Source organism: Nocardia sp. NPDC050697 (assembly GCF_040654395.1).
In the GTDB taxonomy this organism is placed as follows: Bacteria; Actinomycetota; Actinomycetes; order Mycobacteriales; family Mycobacteriaceae; genus Nocardia.
Map to the genome: position 1 here is coordinate 51,553 of NZ_JBFAHY010000015.1, position 20,171 is coordinate 71,723.

21 protein-coding genes are annotated in these 20,171 nt (G+C 73.2%); 17 read left to right on the plus strand and 4 right to left on the minus strand.

The features are described from left to right. Positions 1 to 30 precede the first annotated feature (30 nt). A complete protein-coding gene (locus AB0H71_RS33375; protein WP_357029412.1) occupies positions 31 to 645 on the minus strand; it encodes a hypothetical protein in 615 nt (204 codons plus the stop codon). An 81-nt stretch (positions 646 to 726) separates the two neighbouring features. Here AB0H71_RS33375 and AB0H71_RS33380 point away from each other — a divergent pair, with 81 nt between their 5' ends. Genes AB0H71_RS33380 through AB0H71_RS33390 form a run of 3 tightly spaced genes read left to right on the plus strand, consistent with a single transcriptional unit; the run spans position 727 to position 2,986 of the window. Next, entirely contained in the window at positions 727 to 1,551 is an 825-nt protein-coding gene (locus tag AB0H71_RS33380) for an acyl-CoA thioesterase II (RefSeq protein ID WP_357029415.1), read from the plus strand. Beyond that, positions 1,548 to 2,177: a pyridoxal 5'-phosphate synthase glutaminase subunit PdxT gene (gene pdxT, locus AB0H71_RS33385; protein WP_357029418.1), complete on the plus strand. Its 630-nt coding sequence runs from the start codon at positions 1,548 to 1,550 to the stop codon at positions 2,175 to 2,177. Before AB0H71_RS33380 ends, pdxT begins: the two co-directional genes overlap by 4 nt. Positions 2,178 to 2,233: 56 nt before the next feature. Beyond that, entirely contained in the window at positions 2,234 to 2,986 is a 753-nt protein-coding gene (locus tag AB0H71_RS33390; protein WP_357029421.1) for a YebC/PmpR family DNA-binding transcriptional regulator, read from the plus strand. Position 2,987: 1 nt separating this feature from the next. Here AB0H71_RS33390 and AB0H71_RS33395 read toward each other — a convergent pair whose 3' ends face one another. Then, positions 2,988 to 3,473 (minus strand): SRPBCC family protein, encoded by a 486-nt coding sequence (locus AB0H71_RS33395; RefSeq protein WP_357029424.1) that lies wholly within the window; start codon positions 3,471 to 3,473, stop codon positions 2,988 to 2,990. 221 nt (positions 3,474 to 3,694) lie between these two features. Between AB0H71_RS33395 and ruvC the strand changes: the two genes are divergently transcribed. Genes ruvC through AB0H71_RS33415 form a run of 4 tightly spaced genes read left to right on the plus strand, consistent with a single transcriptional unit; the run spans position 3,695 to position 6,505 of the window. Then, the gene (gene ruvC, locus AB0H71_RS33400) at positions 3,695 to 4,264 is read left to right on the plus strand and encodes a crossover junction endodeoxyribonuclease RuvC (RefSeq protein WP_357029426.1); all 570 of its coding nucleotides are present in this window, start codon (positions 3,695 to 3,697) and stop codon (positions 4,262 to 4,264) included. Continuing rightward, on the plus strand, positions 4,261 to 4,857 hold the full coding sequence (gene ruvA, locus AB0H71_RS33405) for a Holliday junction branch migration protein RuvA (RefSeq protein WP_357029429.1): 597 nt from the start codon (positions 4,261 to 4,263) through the stop codon (positions 4,855 to 4,857). The genes ruvC and ruvA overlap by 4 nt, the downstream gene beginning before the upstream one ends. A 3-nt stretch (positions 4,858 to 4,860) precedes the next feature. Continuing rightward, positions 4,861 to 5,946, plus strand: a complete 1,086-nt coding sequence (gene ruvB, locus AB0H71_RS33410) for a Holliday junction branch migration DNA helicase RuvB (RefSeq protein ID WP_357029432.1) — start codon at positions 4,861 to 4,863, stop codon at positions 5,944 to 5,946. Between the two features lie 34 nt (positions 5,947 to 5,980). Continuing rightward, positions 5,981 to 6,505: a GtrA family protein gene (locus tag AB0H71_RS33415; protein ID WP_357029434.1), complete on the plus strand. Its 525-nt coding sequence runs from the start codon at positions 5,981 to 5,983 to the stop codon at positions 6,503 to 6,505. On the opposite strand, the gene AB0H71_RS33420 is transcribed toward AB0H71_RS33415, so the two are convergent. After that, on the minus strand, positions 6,483 to 7,103 hold the full coding sequence (locus AB0H71_RS33420; protein WP_357029437.1) for a DivIVA domain-containing protein: 621 nt from the start codon (positions 7,101 to 7,103) through the stop codon (positions 6,483 to 6,485). The two genes, AB0H71_RS33415 and AB0H71_RS33420, sit on opposite strands and share 23 nt — an antisense overlap. An 81-nt stretch (positions 7,104 to 7,184) precedes the next feature. Continuing rightward, positions 7,185 to 7,814, minus strand: a complete 630-nt coding sequence (locus AB0H71_RS33425) for a TetR/AcrR family transcriptional regulator (protein WP_357029440.1) — start codon at positions 7,812 to 7,814, stop codon at positions 7,185 to 7,187. A 78-nt stretch (positions 7,815 to 7,892) separates the two neighbouring features. Here AB0H71_RS33425 and AB0H71_RS33430 point away from each other — a divergent pair, with 78 nt between their 5' ends. The 10 genes from AB0H71_RS33430 (at position 7,893) to AB0H71_RS33475 (ending at position 20,010) form a co-directional block, all read left to right on the plus strand. Beyond that, positions 7,893 to 9,383 carry an NAD(P)/FAD-dependent oxidoreductase gene (locus AB0H71_RS33430; RefSeq protein ID WP_357029443.1) on the plus strand — a complete coding sequence of 497 codons (1,491 nt, stop codon included), beginning with the start codon at positions 7,893 to 7,895 and terminating at the stop codon, positions 9,381 to 9,383. A gap of 80 nt (positions 9,384 to 9,463) precedes the next feature. Continuing rightward, positions 9,464 to 9,868 (plus strand): preprotein translocase subunit YajC, encoded by a 405-nt coding sequence (gene yajC / locus AB0H71_RS33435; protein WP_357029446.1) that lies wholly within the window; start codon positions 9,464 to 9,466, stop codon positions 9,866 to 9,868. A 111-nt stretch (positions 9,869 to 9,979) separates the two neighbouring features. Beyond that, the gene (gene secD / locus AB0H71_RS33440) at positions 9,980 to 11,776 is read left to right on the plus strand and encodes a protein translocase subunit SecD (protein WP_357029448.1); all 1,797 of its coding nucleotides are present in this window, start codon (positions 9,980 to 9,982) and stop codon (positions 11,774 to 11,776) included. A gap of 94 nt (positions 11,777 to 11,870) precedes the next feature. Beyond that, the gene (gene secF / locus AB0H71_RS33445; RefSeq protein WP_357029472.1) at positions 11,871 to 13,031 is read left to right on the plus strand and encodes a protein translocase subunit SecF; all 1,161 of its coding nucleotides are present in this window, start codon (positions 11,871 to 11,873) and stop codon (positions 13,029 to 13,031) included. A gap of 106 nt (positions 13,032 to 13,137) precedes the next feature. Beyond that, on the plus strand, positions 13,138 to 14,793 hold the full coding sequence (locus tag AB0H71_RS33450; RefSeq protein ID WP_357029474.1) for an ABC transporter substrate-binding protein: 1,656 nt from the start codon (positions 13,138 to 13,140) through the stop codon (positions 14,791 to 14,793). 20 nt (positions 14,794 to 14,813) lie between these two features. Continuing rightward, on the plus strand, positions 14,814 to 15,347 hold the full coding sequence (locus tag AB0H71_RS33455) for an adenine phosphoribosyltransferase (protein WP_357029452.1): 534 nt from the start codon (positions 14,814 to 14,816) through the stop codon (positions 15,345 to 15,347). A gap of 149 nt (positions 15,348 to 15,496) precedes the next feature. After that, positions 15,497 to 17,098 (plus strand): ATP-binding cassette domain-containing protein, encoded by a 1,602-nt coding sequence (locus AB0H71_RS33460; RefSeq protein ID WP_357029455.1) that lies wholly within the window; start codon positions 15,497 to 15,499, stop codon positions 17,096 to 17,098. Between the two features lie 87 nt (positions 17,099 to 17,185). Continuing rightward, positions 17,186 to 18,121: a hypothetical protein gene (locus AB0H71_RS33465; protein ID WP_357029458.1), complete on the plus strand. Its 936-nt coding sequence runs from the start codon at positions 17,186 to 17,188 to the stop codon at positions 18,119 to 18,121. Continuing rightward, positions 18,118 to 19,368, plus strand: coding sequence for an adenylosuccinate synthetase (locus tag AB0H71_RS33470; protein ID WP_357029461.1), 1,251 nt, complete (start codon positions 18,118 to 18,120; stop codon positions 19,366 to 19,368). Before AB0H71_RS33465 ends, AB0H71_RS33470 begins: the two co-directional genes overlap by 4 nt. Before the next feature lie 24 nt (positions 19,369 to 19,392). Then, complete coding sequence (locus AB0H71_RS33475; RefSeq protein WP_357029464.1) at positions 19,393 to 20,010, plus strand: NUDIX hydrolase; 618 nt, start codon at positions 19,393 to 19,395, stop codon at positions 20,008 to 20,010. Positions 20,011 to 20,171 lie beyond the last annotated feature (161 nt).

A 20,171-nucleotide genomic window follows, 5' to 3' on the forward strand; every position in this document is an offset into this window, starting at 1 on the left:
TATTCGGAAGTCGAGGACAGCGCCCCGGAATCATCCCGAGATGCGGAGCGCGGGCTTGCCGGGATGATCCCAGCGGACGGCGAAATCGGGCTCCTCCGGGTACTCGGCAGCGTGCGCGAGCAGCGCGGGGACGGTCCAGCGCCGCTCCTCCGGGGTGCGGCGGAGCAGGGCGGGCTCGGTGAGCTCGAGCCGGACGGTGTGGTCGAAGGCGAGCCCGCGGCCGAGCAGCATGGGGCCGGAGACCACGAGGACGGTGCCGGCCGAGGCGGTGCGGAGGGCGGCTCGGGCGGAGCGGTCGGCGACCTCGTCCCAGAGCGCGGGGAGCCAGCGGCCGCGGTCGCGCAGGGCGCGGAGGACCTCGCGGTCGAGGGCGGCGTAGTCGTACCAGGTGTCGCGGTAGGAGTCGGTGTCGTCGCGGCCGTACTCCAGCCGCAGGGAGGCGGGGCGCACGTAGCCGCGCAGGGGGACGGAGGCCGCGTCCCGGCCGGCGTCGCGCAACCGCGAAACCAGCTCCGAGGCAAGAGATTCGGGGTCGGCGGCGTCGGCACCGTCCACCGCGACGACGGCGCGACCCGCAGACGCCGGCACCCGCTCGGCGACCCGGGCGACGAGTTCACCGGGGCTCAGGGGTTCGTAGCGCACCACGGCTCCATCTCAGCAAACGCCTGCCGGGCAGGTCCGCCGGGTGCCGCCGACCGCGCCGACCGGCCGGGATACTCTCAGCGCATGGCGACAATCGAAGAGGCACTGGAGATCGAGCGCATCGAGCGGGACATCTTCCGCGGCGCCTCGGTCAAGACGCAGCTGCCGCGCACCTTCGGCGGTCAGGTCGCCGGGCAGGCGCTGGTCTCGGCGGTGCGGACGGTGGAGCCGCGGCATCAGGTGCACTCGCTGCACGGGTACTTCCTGCGGCCGGGGAATCCGGACCAGCCCACGGTGTACCAGGTCGAGCGGATCCGGGACGGCCGCTCGTTCTGCACCCGCCGGGTCACCGCGATCCAGGAGGGGCAGGCCATCTTCACCATGTCGGCCTCGTTCCACACCGGCGACCAGGGGCCGACGCACCAGGACGTGATGTCCGAGGTGCCGGGCCCGGACGAGCTGCCCGATGTCTCCACCACGCTGAGCGCGGAGAGCCTGTGGCTCATGCGCGAGTGGGAGCACTGGGACATCCGGATCGTGCCGCGGGACCGGGTCACGGCCAGGGAGGGGGTGGTGTCGCCGCAGCAGGTGTGGTTCCGCTACCGGCACCCGCTCTCGGACGACCCGCTGCTGCACGTCTGCACCCTGGCCTACATGAGCGATATGACGCTGCTCGGGTCGTCCAAGGTGACGCATCCGGACGAGCCGACGCAGGGCGCCTCGCTGGACCACGCCATGTGGTTCCTGCGCCCGTTCCGCGCCGACGACTGGCTGCTCTACGACCAGTCCTCGCCGTCGGCCGGCTTCGGCCGCGCGCTCACCGGCGGCAAGATCTTCGACCGGGAGGGCAGGCTGGTCGCCGCGGTCGTCCAGGAGGGGCTGATCCGCACCCTGAGGGAGCAGCCGTGACCGATCGGCCGCTCGTGGGCGTGCTCGCCCTGCAGGGCGACGTCCGCGAGCACCTCGTCGCGCTGGAGAAGTGCGGCGCCACCCCGACCCTGGTGCGCCGTGCCTCCGAGCTCGCCGCGGTGGACGGGCTGGTGCTGCCCGGCGGCGAGTCCACCACCATCTCCAAGCTGCTGCGGACCTTCGAGCTGCTGGAGCCGCTGCGCGCCCGGCTGCGCGCCGGCATGCCGGCCTTCGGCTCCTGCGCGGGCATGATCCTGCTCGCCTCCGAGGTGCTCGACACCAGGGCCGACGCCGAGCACCTGCACGGCATCGATATGACGGTGCGGCGCAACGCCTTCGGCCGCCAGGTCGACTCGTTCGAAACCGACCTCGACTTCGCCGGGCTGGACGACGGCCCGATGCGCGCGGTCTTCATCCGGGCGCCCTGGGTCGAGCGGGCGGGCGCGGGCGTCGAGGTGCTCGCCACCGTGCCGCACGGCCCGGCCGCGGGGCGCATCGTCGCGGTCAGGCAGGGGGCGGTCGTGGCGACCTCCTTCCACCCCGAGGTAACCGGCGACCTGCGGGTGCACGAACTCTTCGTGGACCTGGTCCGGCGGGCCGAGGGCGAGCGCGACGACCACGGCTGAACCGGGCGAGTAACGTACACACGTCGAACGTGCCACCGACTCGAAGGAAGTAGGGAATGAGCGGCCACTCCAAATGGGCCACCACCAAGCACAAGAAGGCCGCGATCGATGCCAAGCGGGGCAAGCTCTTCGCGAAGCTGATCAAGAACATCGAGGTGGCGGCCCGGCAGGGTGGTGGTGACCCCGAAGGCAACCCGACACTCTTCGACGCCATCCAGAAGGCGAAGAAGTCGTCGGTCCCCAACGACAATATCGAGCGGGCGCGCAAGCGCGGCGGCGGCGAGGAAGCCGGCGGCGCCGACTGGCAGACCATCATGTACGAGGGGTACGGCCCGAACGGCGTCGCGGTGCTCATCGAGTGCCTCACCGACAACCGCAACCGCGCCGCGGGCGAGGTCCGGGTCGCCATGACGCGCAACGGCGGCAACATGGCCGACCCGGGGTCGGTGGCGTACCTGTTCCACCGCAAGGGCGTCGTCACCCTGGAGAAGAACGAGCTCTCCGAGGACGACGTGCTCACCGCCGTGCTGGACGCCGGCGCCGAGGAGGTCAACGACCTCGGCGACACCTTCGAGGTGATCAGCGAGCCCGGCGACCTGATCGCCGTGCGCACCGCGCTGCAGGGCAGCGGCATCGACTACGACTCCGCCGAGTCCGGCTTCCAGCCCTCGGTCTCGGTCGCGGTCGACGCCGAGGGCGCGCGCAAGGTGATCAAGCTGGTGGACGCGCTGGAGGACAGCGACGACGTGCAGAACGTCTACACCAACGCCGACATCTCCGACGAGGTGCTCGCCGAGCTGGACGACTGACTCACCCCAGCCGCTGGAAGTACTCCCGCTGCGCCGGGAAGTAGGCGGCGAAATCGGGGCGGTCCGCGCCGGAGCGGGCCGCCCCGAGCAGGTCCAGGTAGTACTCCCAGCCCGGGCCGACCATGCCCGGGTCGGCGTCGTCGTCCAGGTGGTGGATCAGCGCCAGCTCGGTGCCGCCGCCGGTGGCGGTGAGCACCGCCTCCAGGTGCCAGGAGCCCGCCTCGTCGACCGCGCGCAGCTCCAGCCGCCGGGGTGGCTCGCAGGCTTCGATGAGCATGTCCATCCACGGCTCGCCCTCCTCGAACACCATGCGCACCCGGATGGCGCCGCCCGGCTCGCCCTCCCATGGCCCGAACCACCGCGCGGTGCGCTCGGACTCGGTGAGGTCGGCCCAGATCTCCTCGGGCGGCGCGGCGTACCGCCGGGTGAGCACCAGGTCGCGGCCGGTGGGGGTGTGCTGCAGGGTGCCGGTCGGTTCGGGAGCCACGGGTTCCTCCATTCGGAGCGGGTCGGGTTGCGCCGCATTGTGCCCGGTGGGTCCGACAGATCACCGATGGCCACGCGGGCCGGGCGATCACCCGCGGCGGCCGTGCCGGGGGCGCGGGGCGCAGCCCCGCATTCCTCCCTTGTTACCGTGTCGCCCGGCGGCGGAAACGACCGTGTGAGCTAAACTCTCGAACAATTGTTCGCTCGAGGGAAGGGGTCCGGGTGCGGGTGATGGGCGTCGACCCCGGGCTCACCCGGTGCGGCCTCAGCATGGTGCAGGGCGGCCGCGGCCGCACCGTCACCGCGCTGGACGTGGACGTGGTGCGCACCCCGCCCGAGCTCGACCTGGCCAACCGCCTGCTGCTGGTGGCCGACGCCGCCGAGGAGTGGATGGACACGCACCGCCCGGAGGCGGTCGCGGTCGAGCGGGTCTTCGCCCAGCACAATGTGCGCACCGCCATGGGCACCGCGCAGGCGGGCGGGGTGATCGCGCTGGCCGCCGCGCGCCGCGGCATCCCGGTCGCCTTCCACACCCCGAGCGAGGTCAAGGCCGCGGTCACCGGCAATGGCGCCGCGGACAAGGCCCAGGTCACCGCGATGGTCACCCGGATACTCGGGCTCCAGGTGGCACCGAAACCGGCCGACGCCGCGGACGCGCTGGCGCTGGCCATCTGCCACTGCTGGCGGGCCCCCCTGCTGGACCGGATGGCCAAGGCGGAGCGGGCCGCCGCCGAGGCGCAGCGCAAGTACAAGGCCAGGCTGGCCGAGCAACGGAAGGCGGTGCGGCCGTGATCGCGTCGGTGCGCGGCGAGGTGCTGGAGATCGCGCTCGACCATGTGGTCATCGAGGCCGCGGGCGTCGGTTACCGGCTCAGCGCCACCCCGGCCACGCTCGCCGGGCTCAGCCGCGGCGAGCAGGCCAGGCTCTACACCGCCATGATCGTCCGCGAGGACTCCATGACGCTGTTCGGCTTCGCCGACACCGAAACCCGCGAGCTCTTCGGCCTGCTGCAGACGGTGAACGGGGTCGGCCCCCGGCTCGCCATGGCGGTGCTCGCGGTGCTGGAGCCGGAGGCGCTGCGCAAGGCGCTCGCCGAGGGCAACCTGACCACGCTCACCCGGGTGCCCGGCATCGGCAAGCGCGGCGCCGAGCGCATGATCGTCGAGCTCAGGGACAAGGTCGACGCCGTCCCGGTGCAGTCCGGCGGCCCGGCCACGGTCGCCGCGGGCCCGGTGCGCGACCAGGTGATCGAGGCGCTCACCGGCCTCGGCTTCCCGGCCAAGCAGGCCGAACCCGCGGTCGACACCGTGCTCGCCGAACAGCCGGGGGCGGGCACCTCGGCGGTGCTGCGCGCCGCGCTCGGGCTGCTCGGCCGGAATCGCTAGCCGATGGACGACCCGGATTTCGCCGACGACGGCTCCCCGATCGCCGCGGCCGCGCAGCCGTCCGACGGTGAGCTGGACAATGGGCTGCGCCCGCGCTCGCTGGACGAGTTCATCGGCCAGCCCCGGGTCAGGGAGCAGCTGGCGCTGGTGCTGCGCGGCGCCAAACAGCGCGGCGGCACCCCGGACCACGTGCTGCTCTCCGGCCCGCCCGGGCTCGGCAAGACCAGCATGGCCATGATCATCGCCGCCGAGCTCGGCACGGCGCTGCGGGTCACCTCCGGCCCCGCGCTGGAGCGCGCGGGCGATCTCGCCGCCATGCTGAGCAACCTGGTCGACGGCGACGTGCTCTTCATCGACGAGATCCACCGCATCGCCCGCCCGGCCGAGGAGATGCTGTACCTCGCGATGGAGGATTTCCGGGTCGACGTGGTGGTCGGCAAGGGGCCGGGCGCCACCTCCATCCCGCTCGACATCGCGCCCTTCACCCTGGTCGGCGCCACCACCCGCTCCGGCTCGCTCACCGGCCCGCTGCGCGACCGCTTCGGCTTCACCGGCCACATGGACTTCTACGACCCCGAGGAGCTGCTGCGCATCCTGCTGCGCTCGGCCCGGATCCTCGGCGTCACCATCGAGCCGGACGCCGCCGCCGAGATCGCGGGCCGCTCCCGCGGCACGCCGCGGATCGCCAACCGGCTGCTGCGCCGGGTCCGCGACTACGCCGAGGTGCGCGCCGACGGCCACGTCACGCTCGCCATCGCCCGCGCCGCGCTGGAGGTGTACGACGTGGACGGCCTCGGCCTGGACCGGCTGGACCGCGCGGTGCTCGGCGCGCTGGTGCGCGGCTTCCACGGCGGCCCGGTCGGCGTCTCCACGCTGGCCGTCGCGGTGGGGGAGGAGGCGACCACCGTCGAGGAGGTGTGCGAGCCGTTCCTGGTCCGCGCCGGGCTGGTGGCCCGCACCCCGCGCGGCCGGGTCGCGACCGGCGCCGCCTGGGAGCACCTCGGGCTGACGCCGCCCGCCGGCGCGTTCGCCGGGTCGCTGGAGGTGCGCGCGCACGAATCCCAGCAGACGCTGGAGCTCTTCGACTGAGCACCGCCCGGTGCGCCCGGTTAGAGTCGGTCGAATGACGGTCGTCCAGTCCGTGCTCGGTCGCATTCCGGAGCCGCACCGCAGCACCGTGATCCGCCACCGCGAGCTGCTCAAATTCGCTGTCGTCGGCGCGATCACCTGGTTCATCGACACCGGCGTCGTCTACGCGCTGAAGCTCACCGTGCTCGGCGAGAAGCCGCTCACCGCGCGGCTGCTCGGGGTGCTGATCGCGACCATCGCCTCCTACATCCTGAACCGCGAGTGGTCCTTCCGGACCAGGGGCGGCAGGCAGCGGCACCACGAGGCCGCGCTCTTCTTCGCGGTCAGCGCGCTCGGCATCGGCGTCACCATGATCCCGCAGGCGATCTCGCTCTACCTGCTCGACCTGCGGGTGCCGTTCGTCGGCCCGGTCACCCAGGCGGTGGCGAACTTCGTCAGCGGGCAGATCCTCGGCGTGCTGCTCGCCATGGCCTTCCGCTTCTGGGCCTTCCGCCGCTTCGTCTTCCCGGACGAGCTGAACGACCCGCGGCCGAACTCTAGCGCTGCTCCAGCGCCGTGACCACCAGGTCGAGGAAGGCGTCGACCTCCTCGCGGCTGTAGCCGCGGGTGCCGAGCCTGGCCCCGGTGAACCGCACCTCGCGCACGTCGGCGGCGGTCAGGTTGCCGGGGCCCGCGTGCGCCAGGGTGGCGGCGACCAGGTCGAGGAAGGCGTCCACCTCCTCCTCGCCGTAGCCGCGGCGGTCGATCCCGGCCGAGGTGAAGCGCACCCGGTGCACGTCGTCCGGGGTGAGGATGGCGGCGCCCGCACCGTTGCGCGCGCGCTGCTCCGGCGCCGGGTGCCCGCCGTTCTGCCTGGACTCCAGCTCCAGCCGGATCCGGTCCAGGAACTCGTCCACCTGGTCGGTCTGGTAGCCGCGGCCGCCGAAGCGCGGCACCGGGAAGGTCACCCGACGCACGTCGTCGGCGGTGAGCGCGCCCGCACCGGCCAGGGTCTCGGCCACCGACCGCAGGAACTCGTCCACCCGGTCGGCGTGGTAGCCGCGCTGCCCGAGCGGCGGCCGGTCGAAGTGCGCGCGGCCGACCTCGTCCGGGGTCATCCGCGGCGGAGCGGGGGCGCGTCCTGCCAACACCTGCGACTTCCTGATCGACCGGTTCATTCCGAACACCGTGCACAAACCCCCGCGAGAGTGGTGGACCCCGGAACACGATACCGAGGCGGCCGCTTCCGCGGTCCGGGTTCAGCCGTCGCCTTCCCGGCGCACGCCGTCCACCAGCAGCCGCCGGATCGCCTCGGCGAGCGCGCGCACATCGCCCTCCGGGTCGCGCAGCCCGTGCAGCACCGCCGCGAGCAGCATTCCGGTGACCGCCTTCGCGGTGTTGGCGGTGTCCAGGCCGGCCCGCAGGTAACCCCGGTCGACGCCGTGCTCGAGGTAGGCGGCGGTGAGGGCGTCGGCGGTGTCGAGCAGGCCGTACAGCCGGGCGGTGAGCTCGTCGTCGATCCCGGTGGCGTGGAAGAGCAGCAGCTGCGCCACCCGGCGGTCCTGCACCAGGATCACGGTCAGCGCGGCGCCGATCCGCTCGATCTGGGCCCGGTAGTCGTCCAGCGTCTCGGCCGCGTCCGGGGAGTTCTCGGTGGCCAGCGCCGCGACGATGCGCGCGGCGAGATCGTCGATGACGTGGTCGATGATCTCCCGCTTGTTGCTGAAGTAGCGGTAGAAGGTGCCGTGGCCGATGCCGAGCTCGGTGGCGATATCGGCGATCCCGGTCGCGTGGTAGCCCTTCTCGGCGAAGCAGACGAACGCGGTGTCGATGATGTCGCGGCGCAGCTCCGCCTTGCGGCGGTCGGCCCGCGTCGATGGCTTCGTCACCCCGCCGATGATACGGTCGGCGATAGCCGGAATGACATGTCATTCCGTGACAGGGCAGTCACGAGGGAAGGTGGAGCGATGGCGCGGTACGACGCGATCGTGGTCGGCGCGGGGTTCGGCGGCATGGGCGCGGCCATCCAGCTGGACCGGCTGGGGCTGAGCGACTACGTGATCCTGGAGCGCGAGGCCGATCTCGGCGGCACCTGGCACGTGAACCGGTACCCGGGGCTCGCGGTCGACATCGCCTCGGTCACCTACTCGTACTCCTTCGAGCCGAATCCGTACTGGTCCCGGCTCTTCGCGCCGGGGGAGGAGCTGCGCCGCTACGCGCAGCACGTGGCCGAGCGGTACGGGCTGCGCCGCCGGATGCGCTTCGGCACCGCGGTCGAGCAGGCCCGCTGGGACGCCGCCGGGCAGCAGTGGGTGGTCAGCACCGATACCGGCGCCGAGCTCACCGCGCGCTTCCTGATCACCGCCACCGGCTTCCTCTCCCAGCCCTACACCCCGCCCTTCCCCGGAATCGACGGGTTCGCCGGGCGGATCGTGCACACCACCGCCTGGCCCGACGACCTGGACCTCACCGGCCGGCGGGTCGGCGTGATCGGCACCGGCGCCACCGCCGTGCAGCTCGTCCCGGAGCTCGCCGAGGTCGCCGCCGCGCTCACCGTCTTCCAGCGCACCCCGATCTGGGTGGTGCCCAAGATCGACACCCCGATCCCGGCCGCGGTGCAGCGGCTCTTCGCCGCGCTGCCGGTGACGCAGCAGGCCGCGCGGCTGGCGAACACCGCCGTGCTGGAGGCGATCATGGTGGCCGGCGTGCTGGAGTTCACCAGGGCCAAGGTGCTGAACCGGGGCGCCGGGCTGCTCGCCAGGGCGCACCTGCGCGCCTCGGTGCGCGACCCGGAGACCCGGCGCGCGCTCACCCCCGGCTACGACTTCGGCTGCAAGCGCCCGACCTTCTCGAACCGCTACTTCCGGGTCTTCAACGAGCCGCATGTCCGGTTGCAGACCGGCACCATCGCCGGGGTCACGCCCGGCGGCATCGCGCTCGCCGACGGCTCCGAGGTCGCGCTGGACACGCTGGTCCTGGCCACCGGCTTCGACCTGTGGCAGGCCAACTTCCCGGCGATCCGGGTGCTCGGCCGGGACGGCACCGACCTCGGGGCCTGGTGGCGGGAGAGCCGATTCCAGGCCTATGAGGGCATCACCGTGCCGCGCTTCCCCAACTTCCTCAGCCTGAACAGCCCGTACTCCTACAGCGGGCTCTCGTACTTCACCACCGTCGAGGCGCAGATGAAGCACATGGGCCGGCTGCTCGGCGAGCTGGCCCGGCGCGGCGCGGCCACCTTCGAGGTCACCGAGCGGGCCAATGCCGCGTTCCTGGACCGGGTCACCGAGCGGCTCGGCTCCTCGGTCTTCTACGGCGGCGACTGCGGGTCGGCGCGCAGCTACTACTTCGACCCGCACGGCGAGGCCGCGCTGCTGCGCCCGACCAGCACCCTGAACGCGCACCGGGAGGCGGTGCGCTTCCCGCTGGACGACTACGTCTACGGTGGCGTGCCCGCCTGAGTGTGGGGCCGGTTACGCGAACTGGCAGACTGTGTGGGTACCTGTCCCACCCCACCCACGAACCAGGACTGACGTCGACGATGGAACTGCTGTTTCCGCTACTGCTGGTCGCTCTGCTCGTGCCGATGTTCCTCGGCGTCCGCCGCCAGAAGCGTGAGGCCGAGAAGGTCTCGGCGATGCAGAACGATCTGAAGGTCGGGGATCGGGTGACCACCACCTCGGGGCTCTACGGCACCGTGGTCGAGGTCGACGAGGACACCGTCGACCTCGAGATCGCCGAGGAGATCGTGACGACCTGGCTGCGCCAGGCCATTCGCGAGGTCCGCACCGACGACCAGGCGGTCACCGAGGAGCCGGGCACCGCCGACCCGGCCGAGATCGCTGTCCCGGCCGAGCCCGCTGTTCCGGCCGAGCCCCAGGCCACCGCGCCCGCGGCCGCCGAGGAGACGCCCGGCCAGACCGAGCCCCGGCTGACCAAGGACTGACCGCGCTCGCCGCGATGACCGCAGTCCGCGCCGGAACCCGGCGCGGATGTCTCGGTGCGCCCGATCGGCGCGCCGGTTCCACTCGACTTCCGCTCTAGGAGATGACGCACTGTGCCTCCGTCACAGGGATCGGCGCACCCATGGCGACTGCTCGGCCTCTTCGTTGCCCTGCTCGCTCTGATCTACGCGCTGGTTTTCTTCACCGGGGACAAGTCCCCGACCCCGAAACTCGGTATCGACCTGCAGGGAGGCACGCGGGTCACGCTGACGGCGCGCACGCCCGACGGCAGCAGGCCGAGCCAGGACAGCCTGAAGCAGGCGCAGTCCATCATCGAGAACCGGGTGAACGGCCTCGGCGTCTCCGGCTCGGAGGTGGTGATCGACGGCGACACGATCGTGATCACCGTCCCGGGTGAGGACGGCCAGCAGGCGCGCACCCTGGCCACCACGGCCAAGCTCTACATCCGCCCGGTGCTGACCGCGGTCCCGGCCGCCGGTCGCACTCCCGCGCAGCAGCCGGGTACCCCGGCTACGCCCGCCCCGGCCGCCCCCGCTCCGGAGGGCGCGGCTCCGGCCCCAGCTCCGGAGGGCGCCGCTCCCGAGGTCGCGCCCGCGCCGCAGCCGCGGCTCTTCCCGGCCCAGGTGCCGCCGGAGCCCGCGCCCCCGGCCGAGCAGGTCCCGCCGCCCGGTGAACCGGCGCCCGCGCCGCCCGCCGAGCAGGCCCCGACCCCGACCCCGACCCCGACGCCGACCCCGACCCCCGCCCCCGAGCCGGGTAACGCCGACAAGACCCCGGCCGACCAGGCCCGCGCCGAGATCGCCGAGGCCAAGGCCACCAGGCAGAGCACCGACCAGGCCGTGCAGCAGCTGGCGCTCGCCACCCTGGACTGCAGCAAGCCGGACCCGCTGCGCGGCAACGACGACCCGAACCTGCCGCTGGTCGCCTGCGCGAGCGACGGCACCGAGGTCTACCTGCTGGACAAGAGCCGGATCGACGGCCAGGACATCGCCGACGCCAGCTCCGGGCTGAACCAGCAGCAGGCGCGGCACGAGGTCTACCTGGAGTTCAAGTCCGGCGGCAGCGACGAGTGGGCCGCGCTCACCGGCGAGTACGTGCAGAAGCGCGTCGCCTTCGTGCTCGATTCGCAGGTCGTCTCGGCGCCGGTGGTGCAGCAGGGCCCGCAGCAGGGCGGCCGCACCCAGATCTCCGGCAACTTCACCGCGGCCTCCTCCAAGGAGCTCGCCAACACGCTGAAGTACGGCTCGCTGCCGCTCTCCTTCGAGACCTCCGAGGCGCAGACCGTCTCCGCGACGCTCGGCCTCTCCTCGCTGCGCGCGGGGCTGCTCGCCGGTGCGATCGGGCTCGTGGTGGTGCTGCTCTACTGCTTCGCCTACTACCGGATGCTCGGGCTGCTCACCGCGCTCTCGCTGATCGCCTCCGGTCTCGCGGTCTACGGCATCATGGTGCTGCTCGGCCGCTGGATCGGGTTCACCCTCGACCTGGCCGGCGTCGCCGGTCTGATCATCGGCATCGGCATGACCGCCGACTCGTTCGTGGTGTTCTTCGAGCGCATCAAGGACGAGATCCGGGAGGGCCGCAGCTTCCGCTCGGCGGTGCCGCGCGGCTGGCAGCGGGCCAGGCGCACCATCCTCTCCGGCAACGCGGTCAGCTTCATCGCCGCCGCGGTGCTCTACATCCTCGCCGCCGGTCAGGTGCGCGGCTTCGCCTTCACGCTCGGGCTGACCACCATCCTGGACGTGGTGGTGGTGTTCCTGGTGACGGCGCCGCTGGTGCTGCTCGCCTCGCGCACCGCGTTCTGGTCCAAGCCCGCGGTCAACGGCCTGGGCGCGATGCAGCAGGTCGCGCGGGAACGCAGCGCGACCCGCCCGGCACTCGGGAAGGCGTGAGAGCACCGTGACGAACAACCACACCGACCGCGAGAGCAGCTACTCGCTGGAGAACGGCACCAACGCCACCGAGGTCACGGATGTCTTCGCGCCCGTGCAGCGGGCGCACGCGCGCGGCTTCTTCAGCCGGCTCTACACCGGAACCGGCGCCATCGACGTGATCGGCAACCGGCGCCGCTGGTACCTGATCACCGGGGTGATCGTGCTGATCGCGCTGGCCAGCATGGCGATCCGCGGCTTCAACTTCGGCATCGACTTCGAGGGCGGCTCGCAGATCCAGTTCCCGGCCGGGTCGGCCACCACCGAGCAGGTCGAGCAGACCTACTCGGACGCGCTCGGCTTCGGCCCGGAATCGGTGCAGACCGTCGGCACCGGCGGCTCGGCCACCGTGCTGATCCGCTCCGAGGCGCTGGACGCGAACCAGGTGGACGCGCTGAGCTCCGCGCTCTACGAGGAATTCAAGCCGGAGGACTCCTCGGGCACCCCGAGCCGGGCCGCGATCAGCGTCTCCGACGTCAGCGAGACCTGGGGCGGCCAGATCACCCGCAAGGCGCTGATCGCGCTGGCGGTGTTCCTGGTGATCGTCTCGATCTACATCGCCGTCCGCTTCGAGCGCGACATGGCGCTGGCCGCGCTGGCCGCGCTCGTCTTCGACGTGGCGGTGACGGCGGGCGTCTACTCGCTGGTCGGCTTCGAGGTCACCCCGGCGACGGTGATCGGCATCCTGACCATCCTCGGCTTCTCGCTCTACGACTCGGTGGTCGTGTTCGACAAGGTCGAGGAGAACACCAGGGGCATCCTGCACCTGAACCGCCGCACCTACGGCGAGCAGGCCAACCTCGCGGTCAACCAGACGCTCATGCGCTCCATCAACACCGCCCTGATCGGCATCCTCCCGGTCGCCGGGCTCATGGTGATCGCGGTCTGGCTGCTCGGCGTCGGCACCCTCAAGGACCTGGCGCTGGTGCAGCTGGTCGGGCTGCTGGTCGGCACCTACTCCTCCATCTTCTTCGCGACGCCGCTGCTGGTCTCGCTCAAGGAGCGGTGGGGCCCGGTGGCCGCGCACACCAGGAAGGTGCAGGCCAAGCGGGCGGCCGCGGCCGCGGCGCGGGTCGGTGCCGCGGCCGAGCGGCGGGCGGGCACCGCGACCGCGCGCAGTGCCGCCCAGGAGGCGGAGCCCCGGCGGGCCCGCAGCGGCGCGGGCAGCGGCCCGCGGGCGGGTGCGCGCCCCACCGGGAAGCGCAACCGCCGGTAGCAGTGGCGGGGCCGCAGGTGCCCCGGTGACATCGTTCGGGAGCGAAGGGGTTTCGACGTTGCGACTTCCACGCCGCGGGCACCGGCCCGGGATCCGAGCGCGGCGGGTGGTCGCCGCGCTCACCGCCGCGGTCGTCGCGGCCGGGCTCGGCGCCGGGTGCTCGAGCGAGAGCCAGGTGCCGTCCATCGGCTACGCCACCGACGCGGTGATCAGCACCTACAACGGCGGCACGACGGTGGGCTGGGCCAGCGGCTCGCCCGCCGTCTTCGGCCGGGTGCTCCCCGGGTTCTTCTACACCGGCCCGGACGGCCAGCAGGTGGCCGACACCGACGTCGGCACCGCCAAGGAGGTGCCGGGGGAGGCGCAGACCATCCAGTACCGGCTCAGCCCGGACGGCGTCTACTCCGACGGCATCGCCACCTCCTGCGACGACCTGGTCTACACCTGGGCCGCCCGCAGCGGCCGGTTCACCAGGGACGGCGCGCCGCTCTTCGACAGCGCCAGCACCGCCGGGTACGAGGACATCGAGCGGATCGACTGCGAGCCCGGCTCCAAGGACGCCACCGTGGTCTTCCGCCCCGGCCGCCGCTACGTGCCGTGGCGCACGCTCTTCGCCGCCGGTGAACTCATGCCCGCGCACGTGGCCACCCAGGCCACCGGGGTGAGCAACCTGATCGGCGCGGTGCGCACCGGTGAGCTGGTCGCGCTCGGCAAGCTCGCCGACTTCTGGAACACCGGCTGGACCATGACGCCGGGCGCGCTGGACGCGAGCCGCTTCCCCGCCTCTGGCCCCTACCGCATCGGCTCCTACAGCGAGAGCGAGGGGCTGGTGCTGGTCGCCAACGAGCGCTGGTGGGGGGCGAAGCCGGAGACCGGCCGGATCGTGTTGTGGCCCAAGGGGACCGACCTCTCCGCCAAGATCGGCGACAATGCCGTCGGGGTGATCGATATCGGCGCGGGCTCGGTGCCGGAGCTGCCGCTGGACGGCTTCTCCGCCAGCACGGTCCCCGGCCGCGGCGCCGAACAGCTGGTGCTCAGCACCGGCGGCATCTTCGCCGGGGTGCCGGCCCGCCGGGCGCTGGCCGCCTGCGTGCCGCGCCAGGCGCTCTTCGACACCATCGGCGCGGTACCGGACCGCCCGGAGCGCGGGATCGGCTCCGCCGTGCTGAACGCGCACATCGTGCAGCAGGATTCGCTGTTCTACGCGGCCGCGACCGGCGCCGCGCAGAAGTACGCCGCGGTCGACCCGGCCGTGCAGGGCGCCAACATGACCGTGCGGATCGGCTACCGCACCCCGGACAACCGCCGCGCCGCCACCGTCAAGGCCATCGCCGACTCCTGCCGCGCCGCCGGGATCACCGTGGTGGACGCGGGCACCCCCGACTTCCAGCCGACCCGGCTCAGCGAGGGCGCGGTCGACGTCGTGCTCGGCGGCACCGCCGCCGCCACCGGCCCGGCCGGGTCGACCACCGAGGTGGCGGCCATGGCGGCGCTGCGCACCGGGAACGGCTCCAATGTCGGCCGGTTCGGCAACGGCCGGTTCGACGCCATCACCGACCAGCTCGCCGCCGACGACGCCTCGGCCAGCCAGCTCGGGCTGCTCACCGAGGCGGAGAACCTGCTCTGGTCCGAGCTGCCGAGCATCCCGCTCTTCGCCACGCCGCGGCTGATCGCCTTCGGCGCCGGGCTGCACAACGGCGTCGCCGGGCCGACCCAGGGCGGCACCGGCTGGAACATGGACCGCTGGCGGCTGACCCGGTGACCGACTCCGAGGGGACCCCGATGACTGCGCACGCCGCCGCCGCCGACGCGGTGCACCGGCTCACCCGCTGGCACGACGACTTCCCCACGCCCGGTGTGCGATTCGCCGATCTGACCCCGGTCTTCGCGGACGCCGCCGGCTTCCGCGCGGTGCTCGACGGGCTGGCCGCCTGCGCCCCGGACGCCGACCTGATCGCCGGGGTGGATGCCCGCGGCTTCCTGCTCGGCGCCGGCGTCGCGGCGAGCCTCGGCACCGGGGTGCTCGCGGTGCGCAAGGGCGGCAAGCTGCCGCCGCCGGTGGTCTCCCGCGAGTACACCCTGGAGTACGGCACCGCCGCGCTGGAGATCCCGGCCGACGGCGTCGAGCTGCGCGGCAGGCGGGTGCTGCTGCTCGACGACGTGCTCGCCACCGGCGGCACGCTGGCCGCCGCCGCGGAGCTCTTCGCCGAGGCGGGCGCCGAGGTGGTCGCGGCCGCGGTGGTGCTGGAGATCGGCTTCCTGGCCGGGCGGGCCAGGCAGGGCGACTACCCGGTCACCGCCATCGTCACCGTCTGAAAAAGGAGTTGACCCCGGTACTGGTGCCGGGGTTACCCTCGACCGGTCTTGTTCCCGACGAATCGGAGCGGCCGTTGCTGATCTGAGGTCTCGCCCGGGCGGCCCGTATTCGCGCGCCGCGTTCCGTCGCAGTCACCTCGGGAGCAACCGTGCCCACACCCTCGTCTTCGCTGTCCCTGTCGGACCTCGCCTTCACCTGGCCGGACGGCACCGCCGTCTTCGACGGGCTGACCGCCACCCTCACCCCCGGCCGCATCGGGGTGGTCGGCGCCAACGGCGCCGGGAAGTCCACGCTGCTGCGGCTGATCGCGGGGGAGCTCACCCCCGGCCGCGGCTCGCTCACCCGCCCCGGCCCGCTCGGCTACCTGCGCCAGGACCTCGGCCTCGGCACCGGCCTCCGGGTCGACCGGGTGCTCGGCATCGACGCCGTGCGCGCCGCGCTGCACCGCATCGAGGCGGGCGCCGGCACCCCCGCCGACTTCGACACCGTCGGCGCGGGCTGGGATGTCGAGGAGCGCGCGGTGGCGCTGCTCGCCCGGCTCGGCCTCGGCCACCTCGCCGACGGCCCCGCCGCGCTGGGCCGCACGCTCGGCACGCTCTCCGGCGGCGAGACGGTGCTGCTCGGCCTGGTCGCCGAGCTGCTCACCGAGCCCGCCGTGCTGCTGCTCGACGAGCCGACCAACAACCTGGACGGCACCGCCAGGCAGCGCCTCGCCGACGTGCTCGGCCAGTTCACCGGCATCGCGCTGGTGGTCAGCCACGATCGGCAGCTGCTCGACGGCATGGATGCCACCGCCGAGCTCTACCGGGGCGGGCTGCGGCTCTTCGGCGGCGGCTTCGGCGCGTACGAGCGGATCGTCGCGGCCGAGCAGGAGGCCGCCGCGGCCGCCGTCCGGGATGCCCGCGGCGACCTGCGGCGGCAGCGCCGGGAGCTGGTCGAGACCCGGGTCAAGCTGGATCGCCGGGTGCGCTACGGGCGCATGCTCTCCGCGACCAAGCGGGCGCCGAAGATCATCGCCAACGAGAAGAAGCGCAGGCAGCAGGTGTCGGCGGGAAAGCTGCGCAACACCCACCTGGAGCGGGTGGACAGCGCCCGCGACCAGCTACGCGGTGCCGAGGAGGCGGTGCGCGACGACCGGGAGATCCGGATCGAGCTGCCGCGCACCCGGCTGCACCCGGGGCAGGAGGTGGTCGAGCTGGCCGGCGCCGCGCTGCCCGGCGGGGTCCGGGCCGACCTGCGGGTGCGCGGGCCGGAGCGGATCGCGGTCACCGGGCGCAACGGGGTCGGCAAGACCACGCTGCTGCGCCGGATCGCCGAGGCCGGGCCCGCGGTGCCCTGGCGGCTGCTGCCGCAGCGGCTCGACGTCCTCGACGACGCCCGCTCGGTCCTCGAGAACGTCGCGGCCGCCGCCCCGCACGCGGGAGCGCGGGAGGTGCGGGCGCAGCTGGCCCGCTTCCTCTTCCGCGGCGCGGCCGCCGACGCGGCGGCGGGCACGCTCTCCGGCGGCGAGCGGCTGCGCGCCGCGCTCGCCACCGTGCTGCTCGCCGACCCCGCACCCCGGCTGCTCCTGCTCGACGAGCCGACCAACAACCTGGACCTGCCCAGCCTCGGGCACCTCACCCAGGCGCTCACCGGCTACCGCGGCGCGCTGGTCGTGGTCAGCCACGACGAGCGCTTCCTCGCCGAGCTCGGCCTCACCCGGCTGCTGCACTGCACCGGAACCGAGGTCGAGGACCGGCCGCTCGCCTGACCCCGAGGCGCCGCCGACCCGCGGCGAGCCCTTGCCGGAGCAGATTTGGTTACCTACACTAAAACTACTTCACGGGAGGAGACGGACATGGGATACGGACACTGGGACGACACCGCCTACCGGGCGGCGGCCACCTTCCGCGCCCGGCGCGGCGAGGACGATTTCGGCTACACCGCCGAGGTGCGCGACCAGCCCTACGACAGCTGGCGCGCGCATCCGAGCCTGGAGCCGTTCGGGGTGCGGGCGCGCGAGTGCCGCGACTCCGACGAGCACGGCGCCGCGCTGCCGATCGCGGTGCTCTTCGATGTCACCGGCTCGATGGGCCGGGTGCCGCGGATCATGCAGAACAAGCTCGGGCTGCTGCACGGCCTGCTGCGCAGCCGCGGCTACGCCGACGACCCGCAGCTGCTCTTCGGCGCCATCGGCGACGCCGACAGCGACCGGGTGCCGCTGCAGGTCGGGCAGTTCGAATCGGACAACGAGATGGACGAGCAGCTGCGCTCGATCCTGCTGGAGGGCGGTGGCGGCGGCCAGAAGTCGGAGAGCTACGAGCTCGCCGCCTACTTCATGGCCACCCACGTCAGCACCGACGCCTGGGAGAAGCGCGGGAAGAAGGGCTACCTCTTCCTGATCGGCGACGAGCTGAACAAGCCGCGGCTGGCGAGCAGGCACATCCGCGCGGTGATCGGCGACAGCGTGCGGCAGGACATCGCGGTGCAGTCGATCTACCGGGAGCTGGCCGAGCGCTGGCACGTCTTCTTCATCCTGCCGGACCAGTCCAGCTACTTCCACGACCCGGAGATCGCGGAGCACTGGCGCGGGCTGCTCGGGCAGAACTTCCTGAAGCTGGACGATCCGGCCGCGGTCTGCGAGCTCATCGCGCTGACCATCGGGCTCGGCGAGGACCGGGTCGATCTCGCCACCGGCCTGGCCGATCTGCGCGATGTCGGGGCCACCGGGGCCGACGCGGTGGCGCGCACCCTGGGGGAGCGCAAGGCGCTGCCCGGCACGCGCTCGGCATGAACCGTCACGTGATCGTGGTCGACCTCGGCTTCGGTGACGCGGGCAAGGGGGCCACGGTCGACTGGCTGTGCTCCCCGGCGGCGGGGCTCGGCCCCGCCGCCGTCGTCCGGTTCAACGGTGGCGCGCAGGCCGCGCACACCGTCGTGGCGGGCGGGCGCACGCACACCTTCGCGCAGTTCGGCTCCGGCACCCTCGCCGGGGTGCCGACGCTGCTCACCAGGCACGTGCTGGTGGAGCCGATCGCGCTCGCCGCCGAGGCGGAGGCGCTGGCCGCGCTCGGCGTGCCGGACCCGCTCGGGCTGCTCGCCGTCGACGGCCGCGCGCTGCTCACCACCCCGATCCACATCGCCGCGAACCGGGCGCGGGAGCGGGCCCGCGGCGCGGCGCGGCACGGCTCCTGCGGGCGCGGTATCGGCGAGACCGCCGCCTACGCGCTGGCGCACCCGGCGCCGACGGTCGCCGACTGCGCGCACCCGGACCGGTTGCGGGCGCTGCTCACCGCGCTCGCCGCGCACTACGCGCCGCTGCTCACCGGCAGTGGGTTCGGCTTCGAGCCGGTGGACGCGCTGGTCGATATGTACCGGGAGTTCGCCGCCGCGGTCCGGGTGGTCGGCGACGGCGAACTCGCCCGGCTGGCGCGGCGCGGGCCGCTGGTCTTCGAGGGGGCGCAGGGGGTGCTGCTGGACGAGTGGCGCGGGTTCCACCCGCACACCACCTGGTCGACGGTCGAGCCGCGGAACGCCCGCGCGCTGCTGGCCGGCATCGGCGCCACCGGCACCGTGCTCGGCGTGACCAGGACCTACCAGACCAGGCACGGGGACGGCCCGTTCCCCACCGAGGACCCGGCGCTCGCGCTGCCCGAGCCGCACAACGGCACCGGCCCCTACCAGGGCGCGTTCCGCCGCGGGCACCTCGACCTGGTGCTGCTGCGCTACGCGCTCGAGGTGTGCGGCGGGGTCGACGGGCTGGTCGTCAACCACCTCGACGTCCCCCGCCCGCTGCGGGTGGCGACGGCCTACCGCACCCCCGAGGGAGTGCTGCACCGCCTGCCGCTCGGCCCGTGGCAGGACCTCGCCCACCAGGAATCCCTGACCACCCTCCTCCGTTCCGCCACACCGCAATGGGCGGAGCTCCCCAGCGACATCCCCGGCTACCTGGAGCGCGAACTGGATACCCCCGTGTTGCTCACCGGTAACGGCCCCGATCGGTCCCACCGCCGCCCCACCCCTGCCACTCGCGCGGCCTGATCGCGGCCGCGCGAAAATGGGGAGATGCAGTCCGTCGTTTCTGTAGATGTCGTGACGCTGCGGTTCTGGGGGGAGGACTCCGGTATCCGGCTGGGGGTCGCGCCGCGCGGGCACGCGCCGTTCGCGGGGGAGCTCGCGCTGCCGGGTGTCCTGCTCGGCCGCGGGGAGCGGCTGGTGGCGGCCGCGCACCGGGCCCTCGTCACCAAACTCGGCGCCCCCGAGCCCGCCATCGCCGCCATCGGCCAGCTCGTCACCTTCGACGAGCCGAGCCGCGACCCGCGCGGGCCCACGCTCTCCATCGCCATGTGGGCGGTGCTGAGCCCGCACGACAGCCCCGCCGAGTGGGTCTCGTTCGACAGCGTCCCGCCGCTTGCCTTCGACCACAATGCCATCGTCGGCACCGCCCGCAGCCTGCTCACCGGCCTGCTCTGGAAGGATCCCGCCTTCACCCGGGCCCTCCTGGGACCGCAGTTTCCCGCCACCCGCGCCGTCGAGCTGGCCACCTCCGTCCACGGCGTCCGCCCCGACCCCGCCAACCTCAACCGCACGCTCGCCGCCGTGCCTGGCTTGACCCGCACCGAGGAGCGGCGCAGGGTAAAGGCCACCGGCCGCCCGGCGGCAGTCTGGGCTTTCGACACCTGACCCCAAGGGGGCGAGTATTACGAGCCCCGGTTCGCGGCCGGTTCGCGTCCGAGTGCTCGAAAGCGCATGATCCCGAGGGGGGGCTGGGGAGAGCGGCGGCCCGCACCACCCCCCCCCCGCCACCCCCCCCCCCCCCGGCGAGCCCACCAACACAACCCAAA

What these genes read in the sequence shown, in the direction of transcription:
- AB0H71_RS33380 (WP_357029415.1), top strand. Translation starts at nt 727, where the DNA reads ATGGCGACAATCGAAGAGGCACTGGAGATCGAGCGCATCGAGCGGGAC.
- AB0H71_RS33390 (WP_357029421.1), top strand. Translation starts at nt 2,234, where the DNA reads ATGAGCGGCCACTCCAAATGGGCCACCACCAAGCACAAGAAGGCCGCG.
- ruvB (WP_357029432.1), top strand. Translation starts at nt 4,861, where the DNA reads ATGGACGACCCGGATTTCGCCGACGACGGCTCCCCGATCGCCGCGGCC.
- AB0H71_RS33415 (WP_357029434.1), top strand. Translation starts at nt 5,981, where the DNA reads ATGACGGTCGTCCAGTCCGTGCTCGGTCGCATTCCGGAGCCGCACCGC.
- AB0H71_RS33420 (WP_357029437.1), bottom strand. Translation starts at nt 7,103, where the DNA reads ATGAACCGGTCGATCAGGAAGTCGCAGGTGTTGGCAGGACGCGCCCCC.
- AB0H71_RS33430 (WP_357029443.1), top strand. Translation starts at nt 7,893, where the DNA reads ATGGCGCGGTACGACGCGATCGTGGTCGGCGCGGGGTTCGGCGGCATG.
- yajC (WP_357029446.1), top strand. Translation starts at nt 9,464, where the DNA reads ATGGAACTGCTGTTTCCGCTACTGCTGGTCGCTCTGCTCGTGCCGATG.
- AB0H71_RS33455 (WP_357029452.1), top strand. Translation starts at nt 14,814, where the DNA reads ATGACTGCGCACGCCGCCGCCGCCGACGCGGTGCACCGGCTCACCCGC.
- AB0H71_RS33465 (WP_357029458.1), top strand. Translation starts at nt 17,186, where the DNA reads ATGGGATACGGACACTGGGACGACACCGCCTACCGGGCGGCGGCCACC.
- AB0H71_RS33470 (WP_357029461.1), top strand. Translation starts at nt 18,118, where the DNA reads ATGAACCGTCACGTGATCGTGGTCGACCTCGGCTTCGGTGACGCGGGC.
- AB0H71_RS33475 (WP_357029464.1), top strand. Translation starts at nt 19,393, where the DNA reads ATGCAGTCCGTCGTTTCTGTAGATGTCGTGACGCTGCGGTTCTGGGGG.